Origin of the sequence: Streptomyces sp. NPDC006458 (genome assembly GCF_040612135.1) — a bacterium.
GTDB lineage: Bacteria > Actinomycetota > Actinomycetes > Streptomycetales > Streptomycetaceae > Streptomyces.
Genome location: NZ_JBEXPR010000001.1, coordinates 227,741 through 244,585, shown reverse-complemented (window position 1 = coordinate 244,585; position 16,845 = coordinate 227,741). Strand labels below are relative to the sequence as shown.

At 65.5% G+C, this 16,845-nt stretch carries 24 protein-coding genes and 2 pseudogenes; 2 read left to right on the top strand and 24 right to left on the bottom strand.

Annotation, left to right across the window (positions count from 1 at the left end):
* Positions 1-357: 357 nt before the first annotated feature.
* The 24 genes and pseudogenes from ABZZ79_RS01295 to ABZZ79_RS01180 form a co-directional block, all read right to left on the bottom strand.
* Positions 358-816: a hypothetical protein gene (locus tag ABZZ79_RS01295; protein WP_356685172.1), complete on the bottom strand. Its 459-nt coding sequence runs from the start codon at positions 814-816 to the stop codon at positions 358-360.
* A gap of 63 nt (positions 817-879) precedes the next feature.
* On the bottom strand, positions 880-1,257 hold the full coding sequence (locus ABZZ79_RS01290) for a hypothetical protein (RefSeq protein ID WP_356685170.1): 378 nt from the start codon (positions 1,255-1,257) through the stop codon (positions 880-882).
* Positions 1,258-1,530: 273 nt separating this feature from the next.
* A complete protein-coding gene (locus tag ABZZ79_RS01285) occupies positions 1,531-1,824 on the bottom strand; it encodes a hypothetical protein (RefSeq protein ID WP_356685169.1) in 294 nt (97 codons plus the stop codon).
* Positions 1,825-2,216: 392 nt separating this feature from the next.
* Positions 2,217-3,128: a hypothetical protein gene (locus ABZZ79_RS01280; RefSeq protein WP_356685167.1), complete on the bottom strand. Its 912-nt coding sequence runs from the start codon at positions 3,126-3,128 to the stop codon at positions 2,217-2,219.
* A gap of 171 nt (positions 3,129-3,299) precedes the next feature.
* On the bottom strand, positions 3,300-3,929 hold the full coding sequence (locus tag ABZZ79_RS01275) for a DUF2637 domain-containing protein (RefSeq protein WP_356685165.1): 630 nt from the start codon (positions 3,927-3,929) through the stop codon (positions 3,300-3,302).
* Positions 3,930-4,076: 147 nt separating this feature from the next.
* A complete protein-coding gene (locus ABZZ79_RS01270) occupies positions 4,077-4,268 on the bottom strand; it encodes a hypothetical protein (RefSeq protein ID WP_356685163.1) in 192 nt (63 codons plus the stop codon).
* A 133-nt stretch (positions 4,269-4,401) separates the two neighbouring features.
* Positions 4,402-5,448, bottom strand: coding sequence for a hypothetical protein (locus ABZZ79_RS01265; protein WP_356685161.1), 1,047 nt, complete (start codon positions 5,446-5,448; stop codon positions 4,402-4,404).
* A gap of 304 nt (positions 5,449-5,752) precedes the next feature.
* Positions 5,753-6,079, bottom strand: coding sequence for a hypothetical protein (locus tag ABZZ79_RS01260; RefSeq protein WP_356685159.1), 327 nt, complete (start codon positions 6,077-6,079; stop codon positions 5,753-5,755).
* Positions 6,076-6,294, bottom strand: a complete 219-nt coding sequence (locus ABZZ79_RS01255; protein WP_356685157.1) for a hypothetical protein — start codon at positions 6,292-6,294, stop codon at positions 6,076-6,078. Before ABZZ79_RS01255 ends, ABZZ79_RS01260 begins: the two co-directional genes overlap by 4 nt.
* The gene (locus ABZZ79_RS01250; RefSeq protein WP_356685155.1) at positions 6,291-6,659 is read right to left on the bottom strand and encodes an SLOG family protein; all 369 of its coding nucleotides are present in this window, start codon (positions 6,657-6,659) and stop codon (positions 6,291-6,293) included. The genes ABZZ79_RS01255 and ABZZ79_RS01250 overlap by 4 nt, the downstream gene beginning before the upstream one ends.
* Positions 6,660-7,203: 544 nt before the next feature.
* Entirely contained in the window at positions 7,204-7,800 is a 597-nt protein-coding gene (locus tag ABZZ79_RS01245; protein WP_356685153.1) for a hypothetical protein, read from the bottom strand.
* Positions 7,801-7,837: 37 nt separating this feature from the next.
* Positions 7,838-8,596 carry a hypothetical protein gene (locus ABZZ79_RS01240; RefSeq protein ID WP_356685151.1) on the bottom strand — a complete coding sequence of 253 codons (759 nt, stop codon included), beginning with the start codon at positions 8,594-8,596 and terminating at the stop codon, positions 7,838-7,840.
* Between the two features lie 26 nt (positions 8,597-8,622).
* Positions 8,623-8,865, bottom strand: a complete 243-nt coding sequence (locus ABZZ79_RS01235) for a hypothetical protein (RefSeq protein ID WP_356685149.1) — start codon at positions 8,863-8,865, stop codon at positions 8,623-8,625.
* On the bottom strand, positions 8,862-9,575 hold the full coding sequence (locus ABZZ79_RS01230; protein ID WP_356685877.1) for a hypothetical protein: 714 nt from the start codon (positions 9,573-9,575) through the stop codon (positions 8,862-8,864). Before ABZZ79_RS01230 ends, ABZZ79_RS01235 begins: the two co-directional genes overlap by 4 nt.
* Before the next feature lie 58 nt (positions 9,576-9,633).
* Positions 9,634-9,783: pseudogene (locus ABZZ79_RS01225) on the bottom strand (hypothetical protein); the annotation flags it as partial.
* 53 nt (positions 9,784-9,836) lie between these two features.
* Positions 9,837-10,274, bottom strand: a complete 438-nt coding sequence (locus ABZZ79_RS01220; protein WP_356685147.1) for a RusA family crossover junction endodeoxyribonuclease — start codon at positions 10,272-10,274, stop codon at positions 9,837-9,839.
* Entirely contained in the window at positions 10,271-11,065 is a 795-nt protein-coding gene (locus ABZZ79_RS01215; RefSeq protein WP_356685145.1) for a DnaB-like helicase C-terminal domain-containing protein, read from the bottom strand. Before ABZZ79_RS01215 ends, ABZZ79_RS01220 begins: the two co-directional genes overlap by 4 nt.
* A 17-nt stretch (positions 11,066-11,082) precedes the next feature.
* Positions 11,083-11,364, bottom strand: coding sequence for a hypothetical protein (locus tag ABZZ79_RS01210; RefSeq protein WP_356685143.1), 282 nt, complete (start codon positions 11,362-11,364; stop codon positions 11,083-11,085).
* A 102-nt stretch (positions 11,365-11,466) separates the two neighbouring features.
* Positions 11,467-11,928 carry a hypothetical protein gene (locus ABZZ79_RS01205; protein WP_356685141.1) on the bottom strand — a complete coding sequence of 154 codons (462 nt, stop codon included), beginning with the start codon at positions 11,926-11,928 and terminating at the stop codon, positions 11,467-11,469.
* A gap of 10 nt (positions 11,929-11,938) precedes the next feature.
* On the bottom strand, positions 11,939-12,754 hold the full coding sequence (locus ABZZ79_RS01200; protein WP_356685139.1) for a PD-(D/E)XK nuclease family protein: 816 nt from the start codon (positions 12,752-12,754) through the stop codon (positions 11,939-11,941).
* Positions 12,751-13,017 carry a hypothetical protein gene (locus tag ABZZ79_RS01195; RefSeq protein ID WP_356685137.1) on the bottom strand — a complete coding sequence of 89 codons (267 nt, stop codon included), beginning with the start codon at positions 13,015-13,017 and terminating at the stop codon, positions 12,751-12,753. Before ABZZ79_RS01195 ends, ABZZ79_RS01200 begins: the two co-directional genes overlap by 4 nt.
* A 108-nt stretch (positions 13,018-13,125) precedes the next feature.
* On the bottom strand, positions 13,126-13,431 hold the full coding sequence (locus tag ABZZ79_RS01190; RefSeq protein ID WP_356685135.1) for a hypothetical protein: 306 nt from the start codon (positions 13,429-13,431) through the stop codon (positions 13,126-13,128).
* Between the two features lie 127 nt (positions 13,432-13,558).
* Complete coding sequence (locus ABZZ79_RS01185; protein ID WP_356685133.1) at positions 13,559-13,897, bottom strand: WhiB family transcriptional regulator; 339 nt, start codon at positions 13,895-13,897, stop codon at positions 13,559-13,561.
* A gap of 168 nt (positions 13,898-14,065) precedes the next feature.
* Complete coding sequence (locus ABZZ79_RS01180) at positions 14,066-14,593, bottom strand: hypothetical protein (protein ID WP_356685131.1); 528 nt, start codon at positions 14,591-14,593, stop codon at positions 14,066-14,068.
* Between the two features lie 226 nt (positions 14,594-14,819).
* On the opposite strand from ABZZ79_RS01180, the pseudogene ABZZ79_RS01175 reads away from it, so the two are divergent.
* Positions 14,820-15,270, top strand: a pseudogene (locus ABZZ79_RS01175) (ATP-binding cassette domain-containing protein); the annotation flags it as partial.
* A complete protein-coding gene (locus ABZZ79_RS01170; RefSeq protein ID WP_356685129.1) occupies positions 15,267-16,631 on the top strand; it encodes an FtsX-like permease family protein in 1,365 nt (454 codons plus the stop codon). The pseudogene ABZZ79_RS01175 and the gene ABZZ79_RS01170, both read left to right, overlap by 4 nt.
* Positions 16,632-16,845 lie beyond the last annotated feature (214 nt).

The window sequence follows — 16,845 nt, the reverse complement described above, 5'->3', positions numbered from 1 at the left end:
GTTGAGGTTAACCGCCTATGTGGGGGGGGACGTTGACTCTGGTATGTGTGCAACGTGCGCACATCTGCGGAAGCGGGTGAAGCAGGTGAACCGCGGTGGGGGGTGCGAAGCCGCCAACGAGGTGGTGCAAGCCATGCGCACGCACATGGTTTTTGCGCACCCGGAAGACTCGCGCCGGCCCATGCCAGATCTACCCATGAGGGGCCCACGGGTCGTGTAACCACAAGCCCCCCGTCCGGTGATTCCTGGAAGCTCTCGCCGGGCGGGGCCCGGCCCCTGCTGCCTGTGCGCCGTCAGGCGGCAGGGGCCACCCAACGCAGACGGCCCCCGCTTCGGCGGGGGCCGTCTGCTGTCGAGTTACTTGCAGAATGACGCCTTGACGGCTTCGCCGATCCTCGCGCCCTGGTCGTTCGTCAGCGCGCCCACGTCACCGCCTTCGAAGCGAGCCTTCGCGTTCGCGGCCACGGTGCCGCTGTCTTTGCCCTGCTGCATGTCGAGACAGACGTTCCGAGCGTTGGTGACCGCCTTCTCTTCGTCCGCCCCGAGGGCGGGGTTCACGGCACGCAGGGCGCGAAGGAGTGCGGCTTTCTGCGCTTCGTCGGGCGACGGGATGCCGGCCGGTCGGGAAGGTGTCGTCTTCGGTGCTGCTGCGCTCTTGCTCGCGCTCGCGGAAGTCTTCGGCTTCGCCTCGGGCTTGTCGCTGTCGTCGCCATTGCCGCACGCGGTGAGCGCAGCGAGACCGAGAACGGCGGTCGTGATAGCGGTGATTGGCCGCATGGTGCCCCCCATGGGATCGATCGGAAGGTGATCGTACACGGCGTTTCGAAACGTGTTTAAACGCAGTAAGGCCCCCGCCGAAGCGGGGGCCTTTCGTCTGCCTCAGTGGGTCAAGGGTTGAATGTCCTCGGGCATCATGTTCAGCGTGTAGCCACGAACGGGGTAGGCGACCGAGCCGGGTTGAACCTTGATCCGGCCGTTGTCGAGCAGCTCGACAACTTCGGCTTGAGGCAGGTGCACCCCGAACGTCTCGGACAGCTCGCGCCCCTTCTCTCGAAGGATCTCGACCATCTGACCGGGCCGGTAGCCGCGGGCTCGGCACCGGTCACACACGCATCCGGCGTCGTGCATGGCGGTGCACTCGTTGCTAGTGGGCGACTGTCCGGCGTCGAGTTCCGTGCCGCAGAAGCGGCAGAGGGAGACGTTCTCTTCGTAGAGGAAGAGCCACCGGTGGGTTCCCTTGCGGAGGGTGACGCTCATGTTGCTTCCCTTCATTCGGCCCCTTCCGGGGCCGCTCTCTCGCTGACATGAGAAAGCTATCATTCGAAGTCGTTTAAACGCAATGCCGAATGACAGGTTGCGAGCACGAAGAAGCCCCCCGCCGAAGCAGGGGGCTGCGTTGCGTCAGTCCGCAGGCTGAACGTTGACCTTAATCACGCGGAAGTCGTTGAAATCGGGGAGTAGCCCAGCATCGATCAGACCTCGGGTAACAAAAGGGGGCCCAGTCCCCGGCCCTGCTCGCTCGCTGATCGCCTACTCGTCGTCGCCCTGGTCGTCGTTGAGCCCCTGCTCGGCGAGCCACTCTCCGCGCTCCCACACGTCGACTCGCACGATGCGGATGTGGCGGCTTCCGAACCACGCAGAGACGAAGGCCGCTCGAACCTCCCCTTCGGCGATTCCCGCCGCGCGCGTCGGGCGGTCGACTCCCGTGATGCTGAGCGTGAACTCGCTTCGGCTCGGCCAGAACTGCGCCGTGGCGCCGAGGTGAAGGAGCCGCCCCGTGACGGCGTCGAGGGCCTGCCGGCATTCGTTTGCCGAGAGGTTCACGCCTTCGTGCCTCACTCGCACGACAGCCTGATACTGCACCGTTTAAACGCCCCTTCTGAACGGTGGCGGAGGCCGGTCTCCCGGCCCCCGCGTTGGATGTTAGATGCCGATTCCGAAGCGTCGAGCTACGGCTTCGTTGTTCTTCTGCCCTCGACCCCCGACGTTTCGGCTGATCCACTCCGCCGGTTGCGTCTTGTCCTCGGGGAAGCACAGCCATCCGTGCGTTCGCCGCTCGACCCTGTAGCCCGTTGCGCCGATTGCCTCAGCGAGGCTTTGAGGATCCGTCTTCTGCTTCCTCGGCTTTGCCACTTCCGCATTCCCTAGCTCGCCTCTCGCTGACAAGGCTCACGTTACTAGGTTTCGAAACTGTGCGTCAATGACAGTTTCGAAGCTTAGAAATCGGCATCAGCGAGAGCGGCGCGCACCCGCTCACGTCCGGCCCGGTTGTCGATGACGACAGCAGCAGGGGCACGGGTAGCAGCGAGGGGCTCGGCAGGCTTGCAGTCGCGGCAGTAGCCCATAGGGGCCCCTTCGGGGAGCCATCGGCCGCAGTCGACACACTCGACCCGCTCACGCACGCCACGGGGCGCAGAGGGGCCGTCAGGGGCGGTGTAGCGCCACTCGGGGAGCATGGCGGTGAGGCGGTGCTTCAGCAGCGCGCGGGGCGACTTCACGTGTTCGGGAAGACCGGCGACCAGCGCGGTACGCACTTCGAGATCTGTGAGTCCGCGAGCGAACCACTCGACGACCAGGGGGGCCACGTCCAGAGCGTGAGCCGCGCTCACCTCAAGGCGAGCTTCGGAGAGTCCGAGGCGCCGCAGCAGGGACAGCGCGCGGTCGAGCTGCTCGCTCTGCTTCTCGTCTCGCTTCGGGGAATCTCCCTCCCTTCCCTGCCGCTGCTCGGCCGGACCCTGCTCAGCCTTCTTCGCGACGGGGGTAGGGGGAAGTTCTTTCCTGAGTTCCTTTCCCCCTACGGGGGGAGCGCCGACGGCCCGGCCCTTCGGCTCACCGACCGTCGGGAACCTGTCATTCGGAAGCTCGGCGGGAGCCTCGGTCATCGGGACGTCCGAGACGTGCAGCACGGTCGACCAGAGGCCACCCTCAAGCTGCCGACGGACGCGCCGGACATAGCCAAGCGTCTCAAGCTGCCCCATGGCCTTGCGCACGCGCTCGCGGCCTTCCTCAACCTCGACGCAGACCCTCTCTACCGTCACCTTCGCGCCGTCCGGCAGGCTGAGCAGGTGCCCGAGCAGGCCGCGAGCCGTCAGGCTCAGCTTCTTGTGGCGAAGGATCGTGTTCGGCATGACAGTGAAGTCGCGGTCATGCTGGGTGCGGTGCACTCGCATCGGGGGGCCTACCTGTTCTCTCGCTGACAGGCGCCAACCTAAACTATGTTTCGAAGTCAAGCAAGCTCAGTTTCGAAGCACGAAGAAGCCCCCCGCCGAAGCGGGGGGCTTAAGGGAGTGCGGCAGGGGTTACGCGTGAGCCCGCTCGAAGGCCGCGTAGACACTCTGAGGCATGCGCCCCGTGTCCTTGACGTTGAAGCCGCTCGCTCGGGCCCACATGCGCACGGCAGCGTGCTCGCTCGCCGGTCGCGGCTTCTCCGCTTCGAACGTAGCGCTCACGAGCGGAAGGGCCGTCTGGGTCGTCGGGGGCTCCCACGCGGGCCACGGCTCGACGGACAGCGGCTCTTCGCCCTCTTCGTCGTCGAGCAGTTCGACCAGGGCGACCGGCTCGGCCGTGCGCTTCTTCCGCAGTTGCGTGAAGAGGTGGACAGCGAAGCCGAGGGCGACCGAGGGCACGCCCCTCACGACCGGGCCGAGCAGGGTGTCAGGCATCGAGTTGACCCACAGCGAGTAGCCGAAGAAGGCGACCGCGAGAAGCCACGGGTAAGCCGTCGCGGTCCACCCCCTGTCGCGCAACCGGTAAGCCGTCCACGTGGCAATCGTTACGAAGCCTTCGACAATGAGCGGGTAGCCGTAGGACAGCATGGGGGACATGCCGGCCGAGACGGCGGCCTTGTAGAGAGCTTCATAACTCAGGGCGAAGCCGATTCCGCCGATTCCGACGATGACGCTCGCGGCTGCATGGTCGCTGCGCTCCATAGCCATTCTGTTTCCCCTTCGTTCGGCCCCTTCCGGGGCCGCTCTCTCGCTGACGGCAGGGAATCTATCACTCGAAAGTCCCAGCATTCAATGTCAGGTTGGGGAAACGAGAGAAGGCCCCCGCCGAAGCGGGGGCCCCAAAGCCGCTTACGCGACTGCGAGCTTCTCGCGCAGCGACCGAACCTCCCCCTCCCAGTAGGCAAGCTCTCGGGTCTGCTCGTCGCGCACGGCCCACATGCGGCAAATCTCGTAGTTGACGAGAGCCCCCCGAATCTCTTCCACGTAAAGCTCGGCAACGCGAAGGTCACGGACGATGCGGTTACGGTCCATGCTGTTCATTCTGTTTCCCCTTCGTTCGGCCCCCTCCGGGGCCGCTCTCTCGCTGACAAGGAGAAACTATCATTCGAAGTTGGAGTGGCGCAACGTTTAAACGCAGTAAGGCCCCCGCCGAAGCGGGGGCCTTTGCCGAGCCTTACGCGGCAATCTCCATCTCTCCCCCGAAGGGACAGCGGGGGGTTCCCATGGCGAGCCACTTCTGAGTAGTGCGGACCGTGTACCCACCGCATTCGCAGTCTTCCGAGCAGACCACCTTGAGCATCCTGGTGCCCTGCTTCTTCGGGCCGGAAGAGACCGGCGCTTCGGTCTCGCCCTCACCCTCGGTTTCGTCCCGGTCGTCGCCCTCGGGGGCTTCCTCCTTGGGCTTCGGGAGGGAGATCGGGGCGCCCATCGGGTACAGCGCCGAGTGCGGGTAGGCGCCGAGCTGCTCGGCGATGCTGCGGAGCTTCTTCGCAAGCTCGGGACCGGCGTAGGTGGCGGTCATCTGCCCCGTGAGGCCGAGGGCCTTCGCGACCTTCGCGAAGCGGCCCTTGTGGCCGTTCACGTTGTCGTCGGCAGCGTGCACAAGCTCATGCACGACGGTCGCCAGTACGTCTACGACGTCGGTGATTTCGGGGCTGATGAAGATGTGATTCACGCGGTCGACGGTCGCCGACTTCGACCAGCACTCTCCGAGAATCTTCTTACTTTCGGCCTTCGCGCCGTAGCCGAAGCCGACCGAGATCTGAACTCGCGCGGGAATCGGCAGACCGAGAGCCACGAAGTCAGGACGCAGAAGGTTGATGGCCGCGTGAAGCCACTGCTCGCGCGTCGTGACCGGGGCAGGCTTCTCTTCGTCCTGGTCCGCCTTCTTCTCGCCGATCAGGTACGCCTCGGCCTCTTCCGGGGCGAAGAACGATTCCTCCTGCGGCGCCTCGGCGGGAGCCTCGGGCTTCGGCTCGACCTTCGGGGCGGGCTTGCGGCGGGGCGCCTTCGCGGCGAAGAACTCCGTGCCGGTCCGAATCTTGTCGACCTGCTCGCCGGTCTCGGCGTCGATAACCATGATCACGCCACGGGGCAGGAATTCGAGCGTGACGCGAACGGGGGCCTTGAGGGGGCTCTTCCGCGAGCCGCGACCGCCCCACATCAGTTCGCCCTTCTTCGTGGCGAGCTTCACGGCCTGAGCGGGCTTCATCTTCTCCATTGCGCTTCCCCTTTACTGGCCGGCCGTTCGGCCGGTTTCTCGCTGACAGGGAAGACAGTAGGCCGTTTAAACGGTGTTGTCAAACCTAGTTTCAAACACAGTTTGAAGGTGCGTTTACACGCGCTCGGCGGGTAGGGTGAAGCTGTCTCGGCGGGTGACGCAGCGTCCACCGTGGCAGGCCGGACAGCTTGTGCTGTCCGGCCCCTCAAACGCAGAACGGCCCCCGCCGAAGCGGGGGCCGTCTTGAGCGGCAACCTTCAAACGTGTCAGCGAGAGAAGGGGAAGCCGTTCCGTTCGGAGGGTATCAGGGAACGGGGCCCGGCTCGACAGGCTCGGCCCCCTGCTGCTTCCACGGAAGCTCGCTCTCGGGCGTTCCCTGCTCGACACGGTGAAGAAGCTCCCAGCCATCCGCCGTGCGCCGGTAGATCTCGCCCCCGCGCACGCTCCGAGAGGATCGGCGGGTTTCGGCGTTGTAGATCCACTCGCTGTAGGTGACTGCCTGCTTCGCACGCCCGATGTTCCCGTGATATTTCAGCTCAGGCGCTCTGCTCGGGACGATGCTCGCGTACGGCTCGCCCTTGAGCTTGTCGCGGTACGCGGCGCAACGCCGTTCCATCGGCGACTCGGTCACTCGGCCCCCTCAGTCACGTACTGCGCGGACGCGTCCTGAGTGCCGATCACGCGCGTTACGGTTGTCTGCCGGAACGCGGGGCCCGAATACTGCCCCTTGATGCCGGACAGGCAACGCTTCACCTGCCGGTCCACGCTCTCTTCGGTCTCGCCCTCGATCACCCGAGGAAACTTCGGGTAGTAGCCGTGCGGGTTGTCGACGATGACGCGAATCACGCTACGTACCTCACAGTCGGGATTCCCGCCTTCTCGGCGAGTGCAGCGGTCATGGATGCGCCGCGGGAGCTGGCGCGGATGAAGGCGAGGCAGACGTCTGGACGCTGCTCGACCAGGGCGGCATTGCGGATGAAGCCCGCACGCTTGCCGAAGCGGTCCCAATCGGCGGGATAGCGCTCTACGCGCATCCCGAAGTTCTTCGCGTAGTTGTCGGCGATAGCGTCAGCGCCGGTCGGGCAAGCGCCGTGAAGCAGCGTCGCCCACTCGTGCGGACACTTCATCTCGTACAACTCGCGGAAAATGGCTCGGCGAATGGTGTTGACGTCCCACCAGTCGCGCGAGCCGGTTACGAGGATGCGGAGCATCAGTCGCAGTCGTCGCCCGTGTGAACGTAGACGGGGTGCGCGTACGTTCCGCCGATCGACGCGCCCGGCCTCTTCGGCGACTGGTGGCGCGGGGCCGGCCGAGGAGGTGCGGGCTTCGAGAACGACGATCCCGAGCGGCCCCCGCCACGTCCCCCGGCTGCACACGAGTCCGTCGCGGTGCACGCCACCACGCCGACCGCGACCAGGGCGAGCACGGTGAACCCGCCGATTCCGCCGATGAGCCGCTTCTCTTCTCGCAGCATCTTCACGCTCTCTCGCTCTCTTCGAAATCCCGCAGGTCGAACCCCTCGGGAAGCACCTTGTTGGCGTAGTCGTATGCCTTTCTCGGCGGAACTCCGTCAGTGACGAGAACCTCAAAGCACATCCGTGCTTCGTCGAGAATGGCGAGGGTAGGGCGCGTTCCGCGCATGCTCCCCCTTTGATTGGGGAGGAAAGAGCCGGGCCGTTTCACCGGCTCTTTCCTCGTTCGCATGCTTAGTTTCGCAGCAACCCCATGGCGGTTTCAAACCTAGTTTGAGTGCTACTAGTCGGCGAGAGCGCCGACCGTACGGAGACCGGGGCCGTAGTGCTTCTTCGCCTCTTCCTGCCTGCGCACGACAGAGTTATTCAGGGAGCGCGTCACCTTGTCGATGGCGCGCTGGAGGCGTACTTTCTCGGCGCCCGTCAGGTTTTCCTCAAGTTCGTATCGACGGACGATGACCGTCTGATAGTCGGGCGGCAGCAAGTTGAAGGCTTCGTTGATGTCCCACAGCGCGACGACGATCCCGCCAGCCGCGACGGAAACACCGTCTTCCTTGCGGGGCATGGTTTCCCACAGCTCGGGGCGGAAGAAAGCCTTATCGAAGAGCTGCCGAACTTCGATCATCGTGTAGACGTACTCGGCCGAGTGCGCGATGTACGAATACCGCTCGGCGCCGCAGTAGGCGTAAGCGAACTGCTTGAAGTTCGTCCGAAGCTGCCCTTCGACATAGTCAGCCTTCTCGAAGGTGCTCTGTCGCTCCAGCACCTGAAGCAGGATCTCCTGTCGGATGTCCTCGGCGTCGAATCCGGGGTATTCGGCGGCGACCCTGCGCGCGACGGAATCGGCGAGCTTCGTGTAACGGTCCCAGTCGATAGCCATACTGTCTTCCTCGTTTCGAATAGTAGTTTCGGACCGTTTAAACGCCGTAGGTGGTTCCGTCGACCGTGAAGGTTCCGTTCGCGTGGATCACGACAGGCACGGGAGTGACGCGCCGGTTCTCGACCAGAAGAAGGCCGAAGCCTTGGTTCCAATTGGCGCTGCCCGCCTTGAGGTATCTGGCTTCCTTCATATTCATGAGGTTGCCGACTTCGAAGCCGTAGCGGTGCCGCGTGATGCGACCGTTGACTACGTCGTGATCGTGCTGCAAGCCGAGCTTGTGCGTGTGACCGCAGATCACGGAGTACCCCCAGCGGCGCGCGAGACCGAGCGCGGTGCCGCCGGGGGTGCGGTTCTGCCCGCCTTCGTCGCCGTGCGCGAGCAGCCATCCGGGAGCGATCTCCCACGGCTCTTCGTGGTACGTCACGCCGAGCTGCTCGAACTGCATCATGGCGGGGAACGTGAGCGCTTCGTAGCCCATGAAGCCGGGGGCGTACTGGCGCAGGTAGTTCATGGGGCGGTCGGTGTGGTTCGAGCGCATGACGTGAATCGGGCCGGCGTGCACTTCGCGTACACGGCGGTAGAAGCCTCGCCCCTGCTGTACGTGGCTCTGCATGTCGCCCGCGTACTCGCCAGCCATCCCGCGAGTCCAGCGCGAGATCATTGGAAAGTCGAGATCGTCGCCCACGGACGCGACGCCGTCCGGCTTCCAATCCTTGATGAACGTGAGCACGTTCTTCACGGCGCGCTTGTCGTGATAGGGAATCTGCATGTCGCTGAGGACGACGATTCGCTTCAAGGTGTCTCCTGAGTCCGCGGTGAGTGTTAGAGCGACAGAAGCCGCCGAGCAACGGCTTCGAGCCGCTGCAATCGGATGTCGAGCATGGCCGCGTACACGCCGAGATCTTGGGCTTCTTCGCGGGCCCAAGCGACAAGCTCGGGAAGCGGCATAGTCTCGAACTTCGGCTCTTCGCCGTTGCTGTACTGGTCGGCGCCGACGGTGAGGATTCGCCGAGTGCACTCCTTCGTGAACTCGTAGAAGCCATTCGCGAGCTGCTCGGGGGTCACTTCTTGATCTCCAATCGTTCGAGCAGTGCCGAAGCGCCATGCTCGATAAGGAAGCTGTTCACGTCGTGTCCCTCGGGCATCGGCGAGACGCGTGCGTTATTGATACTGGGGGCGATCTTCTCCGCGAACTCGCATCCAACGTTGTGGCCGAGGCATTCCGCATTGCCCATGTCGGCGCACTCGCGGCAGTTCCTCTTCTTCTTCAGCGGGTCATTGTCGGCGAGGATGAAGACTGCCTTATACCCCTTGAAGCAGCGCGCAAAGTACGGGTTCCAGCACCCGACACCCGCAATGCCCACAGCGGGAATACCCGCCTGCTGCGCTGCGATTGCATCGAACTCGCCTTCGCAAATCGCGATGTGATCGCTCGGAATGAGCAAGGCGTTCGCGTTGAAGATGCGGGGCGGATCACCTGGAACGCTGCGGTACTTCGGTCCTCCGCCTTCGCCGATTCGGCGGAAGCGGACAGTCGTAACCCCTGCTCGGGTGAGGTACGGGACGGAAATATATTCGCGTGCGCTCTCATGCCCCGGCAAGGGGTTTTCTACGTAGCCCAGCCGAAGCGAGCGAACGCTGTCCTCGGACAGGCCCCGACTCGTCAAATACTCCTCGGCGCGCATACCCGCCTCGCTGCGAAGCGTCGCTTCGTACCTGGCCGTAGCTTCTTCCAAGAAGCTTCTCAGCGCAGGCTCGGGCACAATTGAAGTCACGGCATCCTTCCTGATGAGTGATGACGTCGAAGCTGTCACCCGAGATATCGCACGCAAAGCAGCGGAAGCGGTTCCCTTCTGTGCAGACGGAAGCCGAGGCATTCCGGTCTTCATGGAAGGGGCACTTCATTTTCCGATACCGAGAGCCTTCGGGAACGTCAGTCGCTCCGTAAGCCTCAAGTACATCTGCAATGGGCGGCTTTTCCATTCTCCATGACCCCCCTTTACGTTTCGAATATTATCTTCGCGGCTATGGCGGGATCAAAGCTCGGAGTCAGCGTCGGATATGCGGATGAGCGCTCCGGGCTCTTCGTCCTGGTGCGCGTACACCTTGAAAGCGTTCAGCTTCACGACCTGGGCGTCATCGCGATACGCGCCCCCCATGCGCAGCGCGTCGAGCGTGCTGCGGCAGAGCTTGTCTAGGTCCGGGTACTTTCCGGGGTACGGGGGTGCGCCGGCCCTGAGCAGGTGCGAGAAGCGCCCGGTCCGGTAGTGGCTCTTCGGTCGGGGCATGAAGAACCAGACGACGACGCGCACATACGGCAGCTCGGGGAAGTCGACCTTCTCGGTCACAGTGGCGACTGCCGAGCGCCACGGCTTGACCTTCTTTGACGACTCGATCATGACTCCCCCGCCTACATGGCGCTTACTGCCCTGCGGGGCGGGGATGCCGTTCACTCGAACCTCAAGGCACTTCATCCCGTGAGCCGCATCCGTTCCATGTCGGCTTCGAGATAGAGAGTCATGGCGCCGGACGCGTCCGCGCGCCCGGTCCTGTTCTTCACGACAGAGACACCCATGCGCCGGTCTTCGTCTTCGCCGACACGGTGAAGCGTCAGGATCATCTCGGGCACGCGCCCGATCTGCCCCTTGATCTGAGACAGGGGAACGGGCTTGTCGCCGTCGTTCGAGTCGCCCTTGACGTGGTGGAGCGCCACGACGCACGCGCCCGTCATGCGCGCGAGTTCGTGAAGGTACTCGCAGACCTTCTCAAGGCCCACGTAAGAGCTGCTGTCGCTCTCGACGTCCGGCACGACGTTCGAGAGGTTGTCGACGACAATGAGTTCAGGCCACGCCCCGTAGGTGATCGCGAAAGCCTTCAGCTCGGCTTCGAGATCGTCGATGGTGAGGGATGCTTGAAAATCCCAACGGAGGTGATCGAGGCCGTTCAACTGCGCTTCAACGGCGGTCGTGTTGCCGGTCTCAAGGGCGTTCTCGATGTCTCGCGTGCTCCAGCCGCTCACGTTCGCAGCAGCGCGCACAAACATGGTCTGAGCGTCCGTGTCGGCGCTGAAGTAGTAGCTCGGCACTCCAGCGTGCAGCGAGAGGCAGAGGCTCAGCGCGCTCTTTCCCACACCAGGTGCCGCAGCGATGAGCGTGAACTGTCCTCGGCGGAAGTGGACGGTCGCGGCAGCGAGCGTCTTCCAGAGGGTCGGCAGTGGCTCACCAGCCTTGCCCGCATCCCCCTTTGCGCGAACGATCGTGTACAAGCTTCCCCCTTCGGGGATCAGGCGGAGCGCAGGGCGCGCATGCGGATGCGACCGGCCCAGTTGGGATTCCGAGCGATCATCATTCGGGCGTAGTGAGCGGCGAAGTCGTTGTTCACCTTGAACTCATCGCTCGACTTCGTCTTGATGGATCGGTCCCACCGCATGACTTCGAAGAGAAGCTGAACGCCGAGAGACGACTTGCCCGACTCGAACCATTGCTTCGCAAGCCGCTCCATTTCCTTGAGGACGTGCGGGTTGTCGTTGTGGAACTGTCGGAAGCGGGACTCAATAGAAGGCATGGGTGAACCCTTCGGGGAGTTGGAGGGAGCGCGTTGGTGTGCGGCAGTCGCGCCCCTGCCGTTTCGAATAACAGCTTCGTGTCCGTTTACACGGGCTCGCTGCTACTTGATGAACTCCAGCTTGCAGGCGCTCGGGTCACCCTGCGGGGCGGGGCAAGCCCACGCTCGCCACGACCCCGGCTTGCCGTTCTTGTAGGGCCGCTCAAGGAACTTCTTCGTGCCGTGCGGGCACGTCGGGGGCTGCCCGTGCGGCGTTCCCTGCTGCGCGGCAGGGGCCGCGTATCCGCCCTGCTGCGGCGGGGCGTAACCACCCTGCTGCTGCGGGGCACCGGCCGGCCGCTGGTCGTAGTTGCCGGGGTGCTCGACCGGACGCGCGCCGAGGATCGAACCAAGAGCCTCTTCCGCGCGCAGCATCGTGACCGCTTCACCGACCAGGGCAGAAATGCCGCACTGGGTGTAGTTGGTCAGAAGGTCGGTGAGTTCGGCCATGTTCTCGGCTTCGATGACGACCCACGTTGCATCGTGCCCGCCGTGGGCCTTGAGCGTGGCGCTGATCCTGCCCATTCGTTTTCTCCTATGCCGGGTACTGTCGGGCGTCTTGCCCGTTGAAGTCGCAGAAGCGACGGACATTGCAAGTGCGGCAAGCGTCACCGGGGTTGGGCAGGAAGAGACCGAGCCGCACGGCTCGGTCCATGTTCGTCAGCCAACGGGTGATCTTTTCGCGGGTGTAATCCTGGAGATTCCACGGATCAGTAGGCGCGGTGTTCTTCGCCATGTAGAAGTCTCCGAAGCCGGGCTTCACGCCGAACATGTCGTCAAGGGCGTGGTCGTACATGGCGAGCTGAAAGGCCGTGTCGGGCAACTTCGTGCCGGTCTTGAGGTCGCGCACCCGTAGGTGCCCGTCCGGGTACTCAACAACCTGGTCGATGTACCCGATGACCCGTACGCCGTCTAGGTCAAGCTCGAACGGAAGCTCAATCGCCTTGATGCCCTCGGCGGGCTCCCAGATCTTCCACTCGGCCTCTTGCGCGTACCAGAAGTACGCGTCTACCTGCGCAAGCCCCTTCTCGTGCCTGCGCTCGATGTCGACCGCGGGCTTGATCTTCCCGCCCGTAAGCCACTTCGAAGTATCCGGCTCGACTTCAAGGGCCTTCGCGTGCTCGCGCTGCCATGCAGTCTCGAACCACTCGGCCATCTCGTCGGGGCCGTGCCGCCGGTTGCTCTTCTCCCACAGCTCGACGGCTTCGTGAAACGCGGTCCCTTGGTGGAACCACGCGGCGGGCGTCTGCGGGGCCTTCGCGACCTTCTCAAGGCGGTACGCCTCTCCGCATCGCACGAAGGTCTGATACTGCGATACGGAGCGATGCGGGGGCTTCTGGGGGTCCGTCACGGGCGCGTCCTGGGGTGTGGGGTCGGGTGGCCGGCCACGACGTTCAGAACTTCGCCGAGGTACGCAGCGAGCGCGACCTTGTCGCGCAGCTCGGCGATAGCACTGCTGTCGAGCAGGACCGAGAAACCGGCCGCAGCGAGCTGAACAACTACGCGACCGATCTTCGAGTCGTACATGGGGCGAATGGCGATCTCGTCGCCCGTAAGGCTGCGGATGGTCGCAGCGGAGGCGTCCGCGAAGGCGTTTGAGGGGACAGCGGTCACGACGTGACTCCATTTCGAATAACAGCTTGAGGGCGCAAAAAAGAGGCAGTTGGGGGGCTGCCTCTTGTCTGCTGGATGATCTTCAGTTGTACGCCTCGAACGTTCCACTTACTCGAAGAGCCAGAGAGAGTAAGTGACCTCGTCCTTGCACGGGCACCCGAGCGTGTCGCTGATCCGGGCGCCGAGCCTGATGGACCGCTGAGGTATCAGCGGCTCAACCGCGTTGACGTCATCAACGCCGACGCCGTTCGGGCACCACGCCATCTCGAACAAGGTGCCCCCTTCGTATCTCAGCCGAGCAAGGCTGATCACAGAGGGTATGTCCACCAGCACGTCAACATCTATGAGATCCATCTCAGAGATGGCCTCTTGGTCTATGACCGTTTCGAACTGCTCTACGGCGTTGCTAGTCAATGGACGTTCCCTCGCGCCTGTTGCGTCAGCACCCCCTGTGCCGGCGCGAACACTTGAATAGGCTACATGTTCGAACCGTGGAGAACCAGTGGAGATCGTTCCGCTTCCACGGAGCGAATCGGTCCCGCTATACGGCGAGTTCGAGCCTCTTGATACGATCCGAGAGGGTCTTTCGGGGTATGTCCAGTTCGGCAGCCATGGCGCGCACACTCATGCCACCCTGCCGCAACTCGATGATGCGCGCGTTCAGTTCACGCTCGCCGACTTCGCGGCGTTGACGATCAGCACTGAGGCGGTCCGACGGGGACATGCCGCCCCACACGCCGTGAGGCTCACCCTCGCCCCGCTCGGCGCACTCATCGAGCAGGGGGCACCGTGCCCGACATTGCGCCTTCGCAAACTCGACGCCGAGGTGCGAGTCGGAGAACCAAGCTTCGGGGGCCTGCGCGCACGGAATCGTTCTCAATCCCGCTCCTATCCTGGGGGATGAGTGGCGTGTCGCCCTTGACGGCCGCTCGCCTCTTCTTTCGAAACTAAGTTTCGCAGCGGGCGCATGGCGGTGTCAAACATACCTTCGAGCACGAAAAGCCGCCCCGTGGGGAGGGGGCGGCTTGCAATGGGCGGAACGCCTGAACTACGGCGCAGTCTCAGCCTTTTCGGGACTACGCCCCGAGGCTTTTCCCGGCATATCACTCGACTCACGCACGAGAGTCTTCGTCTGTTCGACGTCAGACAGATCTTCGGGGAAGGGCCCGTCGCTTTCGCGACGCTTGCTGTAGTAGAAGCCGCCGGTAGTGGGCGAGGCAGGGTTGGGGGGCATTTCCCTCTCGTAGCACACGACGACGTCAGCAGCCTTGATTTCGTCTAGCCATCGATCGAGCATGCCCCTCTTCACGGCGGGCACATTCTGTCCGGCCTGCTGAGCACCGAGTGCGCGCAGCATGAGCGCAGGGAACGCATTCGCGTGCGTCTGCGCCACAGTCCAGGGCAGTAGGTGTTTATACGAAGGGCGCTTGCCCGCGAGGCCGGCCTCCCTTAGCGCGAGATAGACAGCCCCCTTCGTCACGCCGTACACCTCGGCGATTTGCTCATAGGTCATCTTGTCGCGCTCACGATGTCGCCGGAGCACATCGCTTGTAGGCAGCCGCTTGGGAGCGGGCATGGTCCCTCATCTCAGTCTGGAAGCTCTGGCCATAACTTACTGACGCGTCAGAGAAGGTGTCAATCGGAACCTAAACTTAGGGTTGCCTTCGAAGCTAGACTAGTTTCGAATTTTAGTCGATAACAGCTTCGGGGGCACGGCTTCGCCAGAACCGGTTGCCGCCCTCCGTCGAGACCCTTACCTTGATACGGGAAAGAGCACACGTTTCCGCAGGTCAAGGCGCAAGTTCCAGTTCGGGCAGCTGATCCCGGAGCTGACCGCGCTGGACAACGTGGCGCTGCCGCTGCTGCTGGCGGGCAGCGGCCGCAGGGCGGCGCGGGAAGCGGCGGCGGAGTGGCTGGATCGGTTCGGGGTGGCTGGATCGGTTCGGGGTGGGCGGGCAGGAGGAGCTGCGGCCCGGCGAGATGAGCGGCGGCCAGGCGCAGCGGGTGGCCCTCGCGCGGGCCCTGGTGACCGGTCCGAAGGTGGTCTTCGCCGACGAGCCGACCGGCGCGCTGGACTCGCTGGCCGGGGAGCAGGTGATGACGGCCCTGGCGCACACGGCCCGGGAGGCGGGCATCGCCGTCCTGCTGATCACGCACGACGCGCGGGTGGCGGCGTACGCCGACCGCGAGGTGTCGCTCCGGGACGGCACGGTGACGGCGGAGGGCGCCGACGCGCCGGCGGTGACGCGGTGAGGGCGGCCGGGCGCAGGGCCCGGGCCGATCTGCGGCTGGCGCGGCTGCTGGTGAGCGGCTCGGACCGCCATGAGTGGCGGCGGATCGCGCTGACCGCGTTCGGCGCGCTGCTCGCGACGGGGTTCGCGCTGGCGGCGACGGTGCTGGCCGCGGTGGAGGGCCAGGTCCGGGTGTCCGTGGGCAACGGCCTGTTCGATCAGCCCGGCGAGCGCTCCGGGATGATCGTCGCGCTGCTGCTCCTGCTGGTGCCGGTGTTCGGCTTCCTCGGGCAGTGCGCGCGGATCGGTGCCGTGCACCGGGACCGGCGGCTGGCGGGGCTGCGGCTGGCGGGGGCCTCGCCCTGGCAGGTGCGGCGGATCGCGGCGGCCGAGACGGGGCTGGCCTGCGCGGTGGGCTCGGCGGTGGTCACCGTGTTCTCGGTGCTGTTCCTGCTGCGCGTCTGGACGACCGCGCCGGCCCTGGCGTGGGCGGGCATCGCGGCGGTGGCGGTCGCGGTGCCGGTGGTGGGGGCGCTGGTGAGCGTGCTGGCGCTGCGCCGGGTGGTGGCCTCGCCGCTGGGCGAGGTGCGCCGGGTGCGGCGGCAGGCGCGGCCGGGGCTGATGTTCCTGCTGGCGGTGCTGGCGTTCGGTGCCCTGGCGATGGTCTCGCTGGCCCGCATGGCCGACGGCCCGCGACCGGGCCCGGAAGGGCCGCTCACGGTGCTGGCCGGGGTGGTCGTGGTCGGGGCCGGCGCGCTGTGGCTGGTGGGGGCGGCGTCCCGGCTGCTGGGGCGGCTGCTGGCGGCGCGCACCGACGACGCCGCGGTGCTGATCGCGGCGGAGCGGCTGCGCGACGACCCGTGGGCGGCGGCCCGTACGCACGCGGCGGTGCTGCTGGTGACGGTGGTCGGCACGGGGTTCACCGGGGTCCGGCACGCACTGCTGGACGTGCTGGAGAGCCAGGAGCAGTTGGCGGAGGACATGTCCTTCTACACGACGGGCCTGAATCTGACGGCCGCCGCGATCGGGGTGGCCCTGCTGATCGTGCTGGGCGCGCTGGCCGTGGGCACGGCGGAGTCGCTGGCCGCGCGGCGCCGGGGCCTGGCCGCGCAGACCGCCGCCGGGGTGCCGCAGCGGGTGCTGGGCCGGGCCCTGCTGCTGGAGACCGCGCTGCCGCTGGCGCCCGCGGTGCTGCTGGCGGGGGCCGGGGGCATGGCGATCGGCACCGGGTACGCGGCGCTCGTCCGGGACGGGGCCTGGTCGGTGCCGTGGGAGGCGCTGCTGGTCCCGCTGGGCGTCTACGCCGTCTGTCTGCTGGCCGCGGCGATGTCGCTGCCGCTGCTGCGCCGCTCGGTCCGGCCGGGCGAGCTGCGCTACGTCTGAGGGCGCGCGGTTCGGCGCGAACGGGGGGCGGTGCTCCGCCCGGGGCCGCGCGGCTCGGTGGGGCCGGAGAGCCGCGCCCCGCCCGGAACCGGGCAGCGTGCCGCGAGCGGCCGCGCCCGGCGCCGCCGCGAGCGGCCGCGCCCGGCGCCGCGCAGGCCGGATCACCCGTGGGACCGGGGTGGACGGGGGTCTCCCCGGTCCCGTACGTGGAATG